Genomic DNA, 11,929 nt, shown 5'->3' with positions numbered 1-11,929 from the left:
TCAGCGGGCCATCGAGCAATACCGGCTACCGCCACCGAGTCAGTCGGCACTGGCCCCGGAGGCAACCGGGGTGGCTATCCTTTGCCGATGGAAAGCCAAGCATCCGGCAGCCAAGGGCCATTCGTTGAGGAACCGCCAGAGCAGCCGCGAAGTGAGGCTGCCACCCAGCCTGCACGCCGTTCGCTTTCAGCGGCCCTTGTTGCCGTCGCGGTCGCGATGGCCATTGCGCTGACCTCCGCTGCGCTGGTCGCCGCTGTGCTGATTGTGCTTCGCCGCAGCCACGAGCCGGCTGTCGAAGCGTCTGACAGCTCGTTGTCGAGCAAATGCGCGCCCAGCCCCGTGCCGCTTTCCCACCTGGACCACCGCGCCGCCGACGAGCCCAGGCTGGCGCTGCCCCAACCCAACGGCTGGGTCTTCGACGCCGCTGGCCCGCCGAGGCCGCCAATAGTTCGAGCGGTGATGGCTGGCCGAGAATTGGGTGCCTACGGTTTCGTGCCGAACACCGTTGTGACGCTTGAAAACCTCACCGATAAGGTCGAACTCCGCACTCCACAAGACGCACTCGAGTGGGAAAGCGCCGGCATTACCGGCATTATCGACCAGAGTCGCGGCGTTATTTGCGGCTATCCCGCCGTCATCATTGCCTACAACGCCGCCGACGAAGGCCCCGGCGGCATGGCCCTTCGCAGGCGTGAGGTTACCTCCCTGATAGTTGCGGGTCAGGACAGTGGAAACAGGCTCTGGGCTGCCACGGTCACTATTCAGAGCAGGGATCCCAGTAACCCGGCCTACACCATCGCAAAACACGCAATACTCACTGGCTTCCAGTTCGCCTTCGCCGGCGACTAGTCGGATTGCAGGGCGATGCGCAGCGCGTCGATCTGGTCGAGTTCGGCTTGCCCGGCCTGCACGTGGACCGCGTGCAGGGCCCCGTTCCAGGCAAAGGGTGGCTGGTAGTCATCGGCGACCGGTAGGCCGCGGTCGTAACCGAGGGTGAGGTGGGTGCCACCGTGCTGCCAGATGAACGGAAGCGCGTGTTCGGTCGTCGTGCTCGCGACAACGGTGTCGTCGACGACGGCGTCGACGGCGACGCCCCCGGACACCAGGCGCAGCACGCAGCCGATGAGGTGACGCCCGGGCGGCACATGCTGTTCGGACTGAAGCTGCAGGGTGCCACTGGGCAGCGCGACGGCAACATGCAGCCTGCCATCGATGACGTAGGAGGCCAAGCCGCCGTTGCGGTCGCCGATGGCAAACAGCACCCCGCTGGCCGCGTCCTGCTGCGGCACATCCACATCGGCGAGGATGTGACCACCGCCGGCCAGCATCGGCAACGCCTCATCGAGCACTGGACCGGCCTGCGGATAGAGCGTGACCTTCAGGCCAACCGGATACCGCGGCTGCGCTGCGGCGGTCAATCGTCCGATCAGCGAGTCAAGCAGCGGCAGAACATTGTTGGCGGCAGCTTCCTGCGACCACTGCTCCTGTAGCCGCTCGACTACATCGGGATGTTGGTCTGCGAGATCTTCAGACTCCGAGAAGTCCTCGTCGAGGCGGAACAACGACCACCGATCGGTCTCGAAGTCGCGGCTTCCGGTCAGCAGGGTGTCCTCGTCCATCACACCGACCGGAACGTGGTCGGTGGTCGCCTTCCAGCCATCGGCGAAGATCGCCCGCGAGCCCATCATTTCGAAGTACTGCAGCGAACGCGGGTTGGGGGCCGCAGGATCGGTGAACGAGGGCAACAGGCTGGCCCCCTGGACGGGCTGTTGTGCAATGCCGTCGACGGAGTCCGGGACGGCCACGCCGCACGCGTCGAGCACGGTAGGCAGGACGTCGATCGCATGGGCGAACTGTCCACGGACCTCGCCGCCCTCACGAATCTTCTTGGGCCAGTGCGCGATGAATGGAACCCGAGTGCCGCCGAGCCAGGTGTAGCGCTTCCACAACCGAAATGGCGTATTGCCGGCCCACGCCCAGCCCCACGCGTAGTGCGGGTAGGTGCGCGGTCCGCCCCATTCGTCGAGCTGCGCGAGGTTCTCGGCGAGGTCATCGCGTACCCGATGGGTAAAGCGGTGCTCATTGACGGTTCCGGAAACCCCGCCCTCGGCGCTGGCGCCGTTGTCAGACATCAGCAGGATCAATGTGTTGTCGAGCACCCCGATGCGCTCGAGGGTGTCGACCAGCCGGCCGATCTGTGCGTCGGTGTGGCTGAGGAACCCGGCGTAGACCTCATGCATGCGGGCGTAGAGACGGCGCTCGTCCGCGCTGAGATCGTCCCAGGCCGGAACCCAGGGCGGCCGTGGGGTCAAGGAGGTGTTGGCCGGGACTACGCCGGACTCCACCTGGCGAGCGAACAGTTCCTCGCGCCAGCGATCCCAGCCGATGTCGAACTTGCCGGCGTAGGCATCAGCCCATGAGCGCTCCACGTGGTGCGGCGAGTGCATCGCTCCCGGCGTGAAATAGAGGAAGAAGGGCTTGCCAGGGGCGCTGGCCTGTTGACTGAGCACCATCCGGATCGCTTCATCGGCGAGGTCTTCGGTCAGGTGGTAACCCTCATCGGGGCGGGCGGGTGCTTCGACGAACGAGTTGTCGCGAACCAGTTCCGGCGCCCATTGATTGGCGTCGCCCCGCAGAAATCCGTAGTAGCGTTCGAACCCCAATCCCAGGGGCCATTGGTCGTAGGGTCCGGCCCCGCCACGCTCACCGCGCGGTACCAGGTGCCATTTGCCGGTTGCCAGTGTGCTCCAGCCCGCGTCCCGCAGGATCCGTGGCAGCGTGGCCGCCGAGCGGGGAATGTGTGCGGTGTAACCGGGATGCGTGGTGGGCAGATCGGCAAGGAAGCCCATTCCCACTGCATGGTGGTTGCGGCCGGTCAGCAGCGCCGCCCGGGTCGGGGAGCACAGGGCAGTCACGTGAAACCGGTTGTAGCGCAGTCCTCCGGCGGCAAGGCGGTCGATGGTCGGCGTCGAGATGTCCGAGCCGTAGCAGCCGAACTGAGCGAAGCCGAGGTCGTCGAGCAGGACTACCAGGACATTGGGCGCGTCCTGTGGGGGCCGCTGGGGCTGGCTCATCTCGGTGTCACCTTTCGCTATGACCTGCGTGTACTCGATGTTGCGAATCGCACGGGGCAGTGGGTAATTCGCCTTACTAAAGCCGTAATCGACCCGGCTGGAGCGGCCTAGCCGGCCACCGCTTCTGAGGCCGGCCGCGCACCGTCATCGGGCTTTGTTGACAGCGCCTGGTTCGCAGCGGAGGCGGCAGCGGATTGGCGGTCCGAACGGTATGCAGGATCGAAGCGGCGCACCGTGACGACAAGCAGCAGGGCGATGATGGGCGCGATGACGCCGTAGAGTGCCGGCACAGTCCCGATTTCGGCGCTGTCGAGGAGCTGCGGACTCAGGGCGATCGCTGTGGCCACCATTGCGTTGTGCATCCCGATTTCGAGGCTGATGGCAATCGCCTGCCGCGGAGCGAGTTTCATCCACCGAGGAACCAGATAGCCGACGGTCAAGCTGACGGTGGCGAAGGACACGACGGCGCCACTGAGTGTGCCGAGGTTGTTGAGCAGTGTCGATTGCCCCCCGACGATTGCGGCAATGGAGATCGCGACCAGCAGCGTGGCCGCGGCGACCCGGACTGGCCGCTTCAAGCGGCGGGCTAGCTCGGGGAAGCGTTCGCGGATGCCGACACCAATTGCTGTGGGAATCAGGACCAGGCCGACCACTGCGACGAACTTGTCCAGCTGTAGCGGAATGGTCCTGCCCTCGCCGGTGAACCAGTTGATTGAGAATGCCAGGATCGCTGGCAGCGACGCGATCGAGATCACGGCGTTGATCGCGGTAAGCGTGAGATTGAGTGCCAGGTCGCCATTGACCAAGTGGCTGAAGACATTGGCTAACAGGCCGCCGGGGACGGCGGATATCAGCATGAGCCCCACCGCGAGCTTCGGCGGGAGGTTGAATGCTTCGGCGATGAGCAGGCAGAAGGTCGGCAGGACTACCGCTTGGCAGACCAGGGCGACCACGAGTGGGCGCTTCAGCGCGGCGGCCCGGCGGAAGTCGGCGACGGTGAGGGTCATTCCCAGCGCGAGCATGGCCGTCACGACGACCAACGGGAAGAACCGGTTGTCCATGAATGCTCCGCGGTGTTCGTGCGCAGATGCCATGACGGTTGGGCGGCCGCGGGCGTCGGCGCGATGATGCAGAGAAGCTTGCCGCAGCCGGTCGAAATCCGGCCCGCAGATCCGGCTGCCCGCAAGGCCGGGTGGGGCTCCCCGGCGACGTGCTGAGCAAACGGATTCAAAGCCGAACCTCGATCTTGTATGGCGTCACGCATTACCGCGAGCTGCCCAGGACATTCGCCATGGCGGCCGTCTTGTGTGTCGCCACACGCCATGGTGAGTCCACGCCGCTAAGGCCGCGGAACCTGCACGAGGTGTGTTGCCTCATCTGCGATGTAATCGCCAGTGCGCCAAGGAAATACCGGAACCGATGACGATAGGTCGGTGAAGTCCGCCTACCATCGCCGTCTCGCGCGGACGTGCCGTCGCGCCCGCGGGGCATCGTCGCGCCGGCCCCTGGCGGCCGTGCCGCAATGACGACGGCAAGGGTCGGCGGGCGCTCGCATCGCGACGGGGCGGGGCTAATTGCCGGCTACATCGGTCCGACCTCGCCAACGGGCTGGAATCCTTTTGAGCGGAATCAGTAGCGATCGCGCGCTCAACGGGGGCCGAGTCGGGCAAGCTCGGATGAGCGGTTGTTTCGCCACGTTGTGTGCAGGTAATTCCGAAGCGTCCGCGTAGACTCGCCGGGCGAACTTTTCATCAGAAACAGTGAGGTAGGGCAACCGATGAGCGGCCATTCCAAGTGGGCGACCACGAAGCACAAGAAGGCTGTCATTGACGCTCGTCGTGGCAAGAATTTTGCGCGGTTGATCAAGAATATTGAGGTTGCGGCGCGGGTTGGTGGTGGGGATCCGTCGGGTAATCCGACGTTGTATGACGCCATTCAGAAGGCGAAGAAGAACTCGGTGCCCAATGACAATATTGAGCGGGCGCGTAAGCGTGGTGCGGGTGAGGAAGCTGGTGGGGCGGATTACCAGACGATCACCTATGAGGGGTATGGGCCCAATGGGGTGGCGGTGTTGATTGAGTGTTTGACCGACAATCGTAATCGTGCGGCCAGTGAGGTGCGGGTGGCGATGACCCGTAACGGTGGTCAGATGGCTGATCCGGGTTCGGTGGCGTATCTGTTCAGTCGTAAGGGCACGGTGACCTTGGATAAGAATGGGTTGACGGAGGATGACGTGTTGGCGGCGGTGTTGGATGCCGGTGCTGAGGATGTCAATGATTTGGGGGAGAGCTTCGAGGTGATCTCGGAGCCGGGGGATTTGGTGGCGGTGCGTAGTGCGTTGGTGGATGCCGGGATCGATTATGACTCTGCTGAGGCGAGTTTTCAGGCGTCGGTGAGTGTGCCGGTCGATGTCGAGGGTGCGCGCAAGGTGTTGAAGTTGGTTGACGCGCTTGAGGACAACGACGACGTGCAGAACGTGTGGACCAACGTCGACCTGTCCGACGAAGTACTGGCAGCCCTCGAAGCCGAATAGGAGCCACCGCGGTGTCGACGATCCATTTCATCTCCGGTCTGCCGCGCTCAGGCTCGACACTGCTGGCCGCGCTCCTGCGGCAGAACCCGCGCTTCGAGGCCGGGATGTCTGGCCCGTTGGCGGGGTTGTTCGGCGCCCTGCTCGGTGAGATGAGCGCCCGCAACGAGTACTCGGTGTTCATCGACGACGCGAAGCGGGAACGGATCTTGCACGGCCTGTTCGACAGCTTCTATGCCGATTGCGACGCCGAGGTGGTCTTCGATACCAACCGAGGATGGTGCGGCTGGATGCCCGCGGTTTCCCGGTTGTTCCCGAGCGCCAAGGTCATCGCCTGCGTGCGCGAGGTGCCGTGGGTGGTCGACAGCATCGAACGGCTGGTTCGACGCAACGTGTTCACCCCCTCGTCCATCTTCGGCTTCAACCCCGGCGGCACTGTCTACACCCGCGCCAACGCGATTGTGGCGCAGGACGGAATGATCGGGGCCCCATACGACATGCTCAAACAGGCCTGCTTTGGCGCGGAGCGCGACCGACTGCTGGTGGTGCAATATGAGACGCTGACCACCGACCCGGCGTCCACCATGCGTGCCATCTACGACTTCATCGGCGAGCCGATGTTCGAGCACGATTTCGCTCATGTCGACTACGACGTCACCGATTTCGACGAGCGGGCCGGTACGCCGGGCCTGCACACCGTCCACGGCGAAGTCCGGGCCAAGCCGCGGGAGTCGATACTGCCGCCGGACTTGTTCAACAGATTCATCCACGACGCGTTCTGGCGCGACCCAGGCGCCGTGCCCGCCGGTTTGCGGGTCATTTAGCCGAACAACGGTTCTAGACTGACGCCGTGTCGGCCAGGGAACGCCAGGAGTACGGCAGATCCCAGCGGAAGGTGCTTCCGCGGTCCGCGCTCGGGGACTACGAACCGTCGTCGCGACGCGCGGACCCGGTCGCGCTGCTGGAATCTCAATCCAAGTCCCGGGTTCCCGAGTTGGTACCGATCCGCTATGCCCGCATGTTGGCGTCCCCGTATGCGTTTTTCAGGGGCTCGGCGGTGATCATGGCCGCCGATCTCGCCGCCGACCCACACACCGGATTACCGGCGCAGCTGTGTGGGGACGCGCACCTGTCGAACTTCGGCATGTTCGCCTCCCCGGAGCGGCAGCTGATGTTCGATCTCAACGATTTCGATGAGACGCTGCCCGGCCCGTGGGAGTGGGACGTCAAACGGTTGGTGGCCAGTGCCGCAGTCCTGTGCCGCAGCAGGGGATTGCGCCCTGCCAAGCAGGAATCGGTGGTAGCGGCCTGCGCCGAGGCTTACCGCAATCAGATGCGTGAACTGGCCAGGCTCGGTGAGCTCGACGCGTGGTACGCGCGGTCGGTCATCGACTCCGAATTACTGGCCGCCGTAGAACCGGTCTACGCCAAGGCCATCCGGCGTACCGCGGTCGGTGCCCTGTCTCGCGGCCGGCAGCAGGCCGTCGACAAACTCACCCGGCTGCAAGACGGCCGCCTGCGGCTGATCAGCGATCCGCCCCTGATCGTGCCGGCCGGTGACTTGGTCAGTGACGTTGTGGCGCAGCTCTACAACAAGTACATGCGGAAGCTGATCAAGGACTACGTTTCCAGCCTTCCCGACGACCGGAGGGTACTCGCACGGCGCTACCGCTATGTGGAGGTGGCCCGCAAGGTGGTCGGAGTCGGCAGCGTCGGAACCCGAACCTGGATCGTGCTGTTTGAGGGCGTGGGCAGCGGAGACCCGTTGCTCATGCAGGTCAAGGAGGCTCGCCCCTCGGTGTTGGAAGCCCACCTCAAGCGCAGCCGATACGCCAACGCTGGGGAACGCGTGGTAGCGGGGCAGCGGCTGATGCAGGCCACCAGCGACGTCCTGCTGGGCTGGCTGCACGCCATCGGCCCCGACGGCCACCACGGCGACTACTACGTACGCCAACTGTGGGACATGAAGGGATCCGCCGACGTCGAGTCGATGCGGCCCAAGGTGCTTACCGCCTACGTACAGGCGTGTGGGCATGCACTTGCCCGGGCGCACAGCCGTTCCGGCGACCGGGTCGCGATCGCGGCCTATCTCGGCAAGGGGGATAACGCCGACCGGGCCCTGACCCGGTTCGCCCTGGCGTACGCCGAACAGAACGACAACGATTACGAGGCGCTGCGGGCTGCGGCGCGCAGTGGCCGGATCGGCACCGCCTGATACGCGGCCGGGCAGAGCGTGCGGACGCCGCGTGTCGCGCCCTGTTGGTGTCGTCGGACCCCACTAGACTGTCGAACAGTTGTTCGGTACTGGAGAGGAATCCGATGCGGGTGATGGGCGTCGACCCTGGGCTGACGCGGTGCGGGCTGTCAGTGGTCGAAAGCGGGCAGGGGCGTCAGGTCACCGCTTTGGATGTCGATGTGGTGCGCACCCCGGCCGATCAGCCGCTGCCCGAGCGGCTGCTGACCATCAGTAACACCGCCGAGCACTGGCTCGACACCCATCGTCCCGACGTCATCGCGATCGAGCGGGTGTTCTCCCAGCAGAACGTCTCCACCGTGATGGGCACCGCGCAGGCCGGCGGGGTGATCGCGCTGCAGGCTGCCCGGCGTGGCATCACCGTGCACTTCCACACCCCCAGCGAGGTCAAAGCCGCGGTGACCGGCAACGGTTCGGCCGACAAGGCGCAGGTGACCACGATGATCACCCGGATCCTCGGGCTGCAGCAGAAGCCGACGCCCGCGGACGCCGCGGATGCGCTGGCGTTGGCGATCTGTCACTGCTGGCGGGCCCCGATGATCGCCCGGATGGCCGCCGCCGAGGCACTGGCCGCCGAGCAGCGGCGTAAGTACACCGCCAAGCTCAAGGCGGCCCGGGCATGATCGCCTCGGTACGTGGCGAGGTCATCGACATCGCGTTGGACCACGCCGTGGTCGAAGCGGCCGGGGTGGGCTACAAGCTGATGGCCACACCGGCGACCCTGTCGACGCTGCGCCGCGGCAGCGAATCCCGCCTGATCACCGCGATGATCGTGCGCGAAGACTCGATGACGCTCTACGGGTTCCCGGACGGCGAGGCACGCGATCTGTTCCTCACGCTGATCGGCGTCTCGGGTATCGGTCCCAAGATCGCCCTGGCCACCCTGGCGGTCTATGACGCGGCCACCCTGCGCCGGGCGCTCGCCGACGGAGATGTCACCGCATTGACCCGGGTGCCCGGGATCGGCAAGCGCGGTGCCGAGCGGCTGGTGCTGGAACTGCGCGACAAGATCGGCGCGGTGCCCGCATCCGACGGTGCGGTGTTCAGCGGCCATGCGGTGCGCGCACCGGTGATCGAAGCCCTGATCGGGCTGGGCTTTGCCGCCAAGCAGGCCGAAGAGACCACCGATAAGGTACTGGCCGACGCTCCCGACGCGACTACCTCCGAAGTGCTGCGGACCGCGCTGAGCCGGCTGGGGAAGACCAAGTGAGCCAATCCGGCGAGCCCGAAGACCGCGAGGTCTCCCCGGCGCTGACCGTCGGCGAGGGAGACATCGACGCCGGTCTGCGCCCGCGCAGTCTGGCCGAGTTCATCGGCCAACCCCGGGTACGCGAGCAACTGCAGCTGGTTATCGAGGGCGCCAAGAACCGTGGCGGCACCCCCGATCACATCTTGTTGTCCGGCCCGCCGGGGTTGGGAAAGACCTCGCTGGCGATGATCATCGCCAGCGAGCTCGGCAGTTCGTTGCGGGTGACGTCCGGGCCGGCGCTCGAACGTGCCGGTGATCTGGCCGCGATGCTGTCGAACCTGGTCGAACACGACGTGCTGTTCATCGACGAGATCCACCGCATCGCCCGGCCGGCCGAGGAGATGCTCTACCTGGCGATGGAGGACTTTCGCGTCGACGTCGTCGTCGGGAAGGGGCCCGGAGCCACCTCGATTCCGCTGGAAGTGGCCCCGTTCACCCTGGTCGGGGCGACGACGAGATCCGGGGCGCTGACCGGCCCGCTGCGCGACCGGTTCGGGTTCACCGCCCACATGGATTTCTACGAACCGGCCGAACTGCAGCGGGTGCTGGCACGCTCGGCGAAGATCCTCGGGATCGAACTGGGCGCCGAGGCGGCGGCCGAGGTCGCACGGCGCTCCCGCGGCACGCCGCGGATCGCCAACCGGCTGTTGCGCCGGGTGCGGGACTACGCCGAGGTGCGTGCCGACGGGGTGATCACCCGCGACGTCGCCAAAGCCGCGCTGGCCGTCTACGACGTCGACGAATTGGGCCTGGACCGGCTGGACCGCGCGGTGCTCTCGGCACTGACCCGAAGCTTCGGCGGCGGGCCGGTCGGGGTCTCCACCCTGGCCGTTGCGGTGGGGGAGGAAGCCGCCACCGTCGAAGAGGTCTGCGAGCCGTTCCTGGTGCGTGCCGGGATGGTCGCGCGCACCCCGCGGGGTCGCGTCGCGACTCCGGCAGCGTGGACGCACCTGGGCATGGTGCCCCCGGCAGGCGCGGGGGGACTGGGGCAACCGGGGTTGTTCGAGTAGGTCGGGCTAGAGCTTGGCCAGCTCGCCGGCCAGCACGTCCAACCCCTCCGACAGCAATGCGTCGCTGATGGTCAACGGCGGCAACAGCCGCACCACATTGCCGAAGGTCCCACAGGTCAACACGATCACGCCCGCCCGATGACACGCCGCCGCCAGTGCGGCGGTCAGGGCCGGGTCCGGTGCGTTGGTTTCCGGCTGCACCAACTCGACGGCGATCATGGCGCCACGGCCGCGGACATCGCCGATCCGGTCGTCGTCGGCCTGCAGGCGGCCCAGCCGTTCGAAGATCAACCGCTCCATCTGCCTGGCCCGGCCCACCAGGTCGTCAGCCTCGACGGCCGCCAACGCTCCCAGCGCGGCGGCACAGGCCACCGGGTTGCCACCGAAGGTGCCACCCAGGCCGCTCACCTGCGGGGCGTCCATGATGTCGGCACGCCCGGTGACGGCCGCCAACGGCAGGCCCCCGCCGATTCCTTTGGCGGTGCAGATCAGGTCCGGTGCCAGCCCTGTCGGGCCTTCATGATCACAGGCGAACATCGCCCCGGTGCGGGCGAATCCCGTCTGCACCTCGTCGGCGATGAACACCACATCGTTGTCGCGGCACCAGGCCAGCAGCGCCGGCAGAAAGCCCGGCGCCGGGACGATGAACCCGCCCTCGCCTTGGATCGGTTCAATGACCAGCGCAGCCAGATTGTGGGCGCCGATCTGGTTCTCCAGGACGCCGATGGCCCGTTCGGCGGCCCGGTCCCCGTCGCTGCCCAACTCTTTGTCGATCAGCCCATCACGGTAGGGATAGGAGGCCGGCGCGCGGTAGATGTCGGGCGCGAACGGACCGAATCCGCTCTTGTACGGCATCGACTTGGCGGTGAGCGCCATCGTCAAGTTGGTGCGGCCGTGGTAGCCGTGGTCGAACGCCGCCACCGCGGTCTTGCGGGTGTAGGACCGGGCGATCTTGACGGCGTTCTCCAACGCTTCGGCGCCGGAGTTGAGCAGCACGGAACGCTTCTCGAACTCACCCGGAGTGATCCGGTTCAGGGCTTCGGCGACGGCCACATATCCCTCGTAGGGCGTCACCATGAAACAGGTGTGGGTGAACTCGGCGACCTGCTGCTGCACCGCTTCCACCACGCGGGGCGCGGCGTTGCCCACCGTGGTCACCGCGATCCCCGAGCCCAGGTCGATCAGCCGGTTGCCGTCGACGTCCTCCACGATGCCGCCGCCGGCCCGCAGCGCGTACATCGGCAGCGTGCTGCCCACCCCGCGTGGCACGGCCATCGCTCGGCGGCGCGCCAGCTGCACCGAGCCGGGCCCGGGGATCTCGGTGGCCAGGTGACGACTCTGCAGCAGCGGCGGCACTGACATGGGGCGGGCCTCCTTAGCGGTGCTTTCCGCGGCTCAGATCTGGCCGAGTGGCCGGCACGCATTGCCGAAGGGCTGCCAATATTCACCAGGCGGGCAGTCCAGCGGGGTCGGTCCCTGTCCGAGCGGCATGCAGGTGTTGGTGCTGGGCTCCCAGTACTGACCGCCGGGACAGGCCAGCGGGGTCGGTCCCTGTCCGAGCGGCATGCAGGTGTTGGTGCTGGGCTCCCAGTACTGACCGCCCGGGCAGGCCAGCGGCTCTGCCGATCCGATGGCGGGCATGGCGATCGCTCCCAGCGCCAGGGGAGCCGCTGCCAGGGCAACTGCGGTCGCCAGACCACACGCAAAGTTCTTCATCGGCCAACCTTCCCTCAAGAATCTTGACCCCCCTGTCACCGACAGCCTAGGGGGTGGACGGCGGTACCGACGCGCGGTCGGCGGACACAGTGGCAC

At 66.5% G+C, this 11,929-nt stretch carries 11 protein-coding genes; 7 read left to right on the top strand and 4 right to left on the bottom strand.

Annotation, left to right across the window (positions count from 1 at the left end):
- Window positions 1-87: 87 nt before the first annotated feature.
- A complete protein-coding gene (locus ACKY0X_RS12930; protein ID WP_409426356.1) occupies window positions 88-849 on the top strand; it encodes a hypothetical protein in 762 nt (253 codons plus the stop codon).
- Here the strand turns inward: ACKY0X_RS12930 and ACKY0X_RS12925 are convergent.
- Both ACKY0X_RS12925 and ACKY0X_RS12920 read right to left on the bottom strand, forming a co-directional pair.
- Complete coding sequence (locus ACKY0X_RS12925) at window positions 846-3,074, bottom strand: arylsulfatase (protein WP_409426355.1); 2,229 nt, start codon at window positions 3,072-3,074, stop codon at window positions 846-848. The genes ACKY0X_RS12930 and ACKY0X_RS12925 overlap by 4 nt on opposite strands.
- Window positions 3,075-3,181: 107 nt before the next feature.
- The gene (locus tag ACKY0X_RS12920; protein WP_409426354.1) at window positions 3,182-4,135 is read right to left on the bottom strand and encodes a bile acid:sodium symporter family protein; all 954 of its coding nucleotides are present in this window, start codon (window positions 4,133-4,135) and stop codon (window positions 3,182-3,184) included.
- 716 nt (window positions 4,136-4,851) lie between these two features.
- Here ACKY0X_RS12920 and ACKY0X_RS12915 point away from each other — a divergent pair.
- The 6 genes from ACKY0X_RS12915 to ruvB all read left to right on the top strand — a co-directional run bounded on the left by ACKY0X_RS12915 (window position 4,852) and on the right by ruvB (window position 10,117).
- Entirely contained in the window at window positions 4,852-5,607 is a 756-nt protein-coding gene (locus ACKY0X_RS12915) for a YebC/PmpR family DNA-binding transcriptional regulator (protein WP_409426353.1), read from the top strand.
- Between the two features lie 11 nt (window positions 5,608-5,618).
- A complete protein-coding gene (locus tag ACKY0X_RS12910) occupies window positions 5,619-6,428 on the top strand; it encodes a sulfotransferase family protein (protein WP_409426352.1) in 810 nt (269 codons plus the stop codon).
- 26 nt (window positions 6,429-6,454) lie between these two features.
- On the top strand, window positions 6,455-7,819 hold the full coding sequence (locus ACKY0X_RS12905; protein WP_409426351.1) for a DUF2252 domain-containing protein: 1,365 nt from the start codon (window positions 6,455-6,457) through the stop codon (window positions 7,817-7,819).
- Between the two features lie 104 nt (window positions 7,820-7,923).
- The gene (gene ruvC, locus ACKY0X_RS12900; protein ID WP_409426350.1) at window positions 7,924-8,481 is read left to right on the top strand and encodes a crossover junction endodeoxyribonuclease RuvC; all 558 of its coding nucleotides are present in this window, start codon (window positions 7,924-7,926) and stop codon (window positions 8,479-8,481) included.
- Entirely contained in the window at window positions 8,478-9,068 is a 591-nt protein-coding gene (gene ruvA / locus ACKY0X_RS12895) for a Holliday junction branch migration protein RuvA (RefSeq protein WP_409426349.1), read from the top strand. Before ruvC ends, ruvA begins: the two co-directional genes overlap by 4 nt.
- Window positions 9,065-10,117 carry a Holliday junction branch migration DNA helicase RuvB gene (ruvB, locus tag ACKY0X_RS12890; protein WP_409426348.1) on the top strand — a complete coding sequence of 351 codons (1,053 nt, stop codon included), beginning with the start codon at window positions 9,065-9,067 and terminating at the stop codon, window positions 10,115-10,117. The genes ruvA and ruvB overlap by 4 nt, the downstream gene beginning before the upstream one ends.
- A gap of 6 nt (window positions 10,118-10,123) precedes the next feature.
- Here the strand turns inward: ruvB and gabT are convergent, their stop codons facing one another.
- Both gabT and ACKY0X_RS12880 read right to left on the bottom strand, forming a co-directional pair.
- Window positions 10,124-11,473, bottom strand: a complete 1,350-nt coding sequence (gene gabT, locus ACKY0X_RS12885) for a 4-aminobutyrate--2-oxoglutarate transaminase (protein ID WP_409429619.1) — start codon at window positions 11,471-11,473, stop codon at window positions 10,124-10,126.
- A gap of 39 nt (window positions 11,474-11,512) precedes the next feature.
- A complete protein-coding gene (locus ACKY0X_RS12880) occupies window positions 11,513-11,833 on the bottom strand; it encodes a hypothetical protein (protein ID WP_409426347.1) in 321 nt (106 codons plus the stop codon).
- Between the last annotated feature and the right edge of the window lie 96 nt (window positions 11,834-11,929).

Source organism: Mycobacterium sp. SMC-11 (assembly GCF_046250095.1).
Classification (GTDB): domain Bacteria; phylum Actinomycetota; class Actinomycetes; order Mycobacteriales; family Mycobacteriaceae; genus Mycobacterium; species Mycobacterium heraklionense_A.
Note: the sequence above shows the minus strand (reverse complement) of the source record. Positions and strands in the feature narration are given on the sequence as shown.